Genomic DNA, 1,967 nt, shown 5'->3' on the forward strand with positions numbered 1-1,967 from the left:
GGCGAAAGCGAGCGTTATCGGTACGACGATCAGCAGGTGATCCTGGAGCGGGAACTGGCCGGTGGGGCGAGTTTCTTCTGGGAGTGGGAACGGTCCGGCAAGGCGGCAAGGTGCGTCCGGCACTGGGCCAGTTTTTCGCAGATGGACACACGGTATGTGTGGGATGACAACGGCACGGTCACCGTGCACAACGCCGATGGCAGCCAGGAAGTCTACGTACACGACCAGCGCGCACGGCTGGTGCAGCGAATCGATCCGGACGGCGCGCAGCACTTCAAATCCTACGACGAAAAAGGCCGGCTGACGGTAGAGCAGAATCCGCTGGGAGCGGTGACGGCGTATCAGTACGACGAAGCCGGTCGGTTGATTGCGCTGTTTCCCGGTGACGATGCACCCACCTCCTACGAGCATGACAACGGGTTCGTACGGGTTGTGCGCCGTGGTGACGCGGTGTGGAAATACCAGCGTAACGATCAAGGCGATATCACTCGCAAGACTGATCCGGACGGCAATTACACCGAATACACCTACACCCAACACGGAAAGCTCACGGGTGTTTGGTATCCGGATAACAGCAGCCAACGCTTTATCTGGAACGAACGCGGCCAGCTCATTGAGGAAAAACTGGCGAATGGTGGTGTGCGGCGTTATCGCTATGACGAGCTGGGGCGGCAGGTGGCTTGCGAGGATGAGCATGGCGCGCTGACCCAGTATCAGTGGGACGCCGTAGGTCGTTTGCTGAAAGTGATTCAGCCTGACGGGGCCACACGCGAATTCAGCTACAACCCGTACGGAAAAATCACTGCTGAGCGCGACGAGTTGGGCCGCGTCACCCGCTACGAATACGCCGATGGTTTGCACCTGATCAGCCGTCGGATTAACCCCGACGGTACACAGCTTAAATACCGTTATGACAATGTTCGGCTGTTACTGACCGAGATTGAAAACGAGGTCGGCGAAACCTATCGGCTCGACTATCACGCCAACGGCCTGATCCAGCAGGAAACCGGGTTTGATGGCCGCCGCACCGCCTATGCCTACGACCTCGCCGGGCATCTGCTGGAAAAGACCGAATACGGCGATGACGGCAGTCAGTTGGTTACCGGTTATGCGCGCGATGCTGCCGGTCGCCTCGTAAGAAAAACCCTGCCCGACCGCAGCATTGTCGATTACACCTACGACCGCCTCGGCAATCTCCTCAGCGTCGACGACGGTCATTGGCCGCTGCATTACGAATACGACCTGCAAAACCGCCTCACCGCCGAACACCAGGGCTGGGGCACGTTGCGCTATGGATACGACGAATGCGGCCAACTCGAAAAACTACGCCTTCCGGATAACAACCGCCTCACCTTTCACCACGACAAAGGCGGCGACCTCGCCACCGTCGAACTCAACGGTAACCTGCTCACCTCGCACCTGTTCAAATCCGGCCGCGAACACCAACGCCAGCAGGGCCAACTCCTCAGCCACTACCACTATGACGACCAGGGCCGCCTGCACGCCCACGCAATCACCCAACAGGAACAACGCTACCAGCGCCGCCAATACAACTACGACAAACGCGGCAACCTCACCCGCATCCTCGACACTCGAAAAGGTCAGCACGACTACCACTACGACCCACTCGACCGCCTGACCCGCGCCAACCACTCGCACGACCTGCAGGAACGCTTCGTCCACGATCCGGCGGGCAACCTGCTGATGCAAGACCGCGTCGGTCCGAGCGTCGTCAAAGGCAATCGCCTGTTGATGCAAGGTGACCGCCATTACGACTACGACGCTTTCGGCAACCTCCTGCGCGAACGCCGAGGTCGGGCTCAGCAACTGGTCACTGAATACCGCTACGACAGCCAGCACCGACTGATCAGCGTCACCCAGCCGGACGGTACCGGGGCCGCATATCGCTACGATCCGTTTGGTCGGCGCATCGCCAAAATCCTCAACGGCCAGACCACCGAGTTTTT

At 59.6% G+C, this 1,967-nt stretch carries 1 pseudogene; it reads left to right on the forward strand.

The features are described from left to right. Window positions 1-1,967, forward strand: a pseudogene (locus HX821_RS31585) (type IV secretion protein Rhs); the annotation flags it as partial.

It is taken from the genome of Pseudomonas sp. B6001 (assembly GCF_013386015.1).
Taxonomy (GTDB): Bacteria; Pseudomonadota; Gammaproteobacteria; order Pseudomonadales; family Pseudomonadaceae; genus Aquipseudomonas.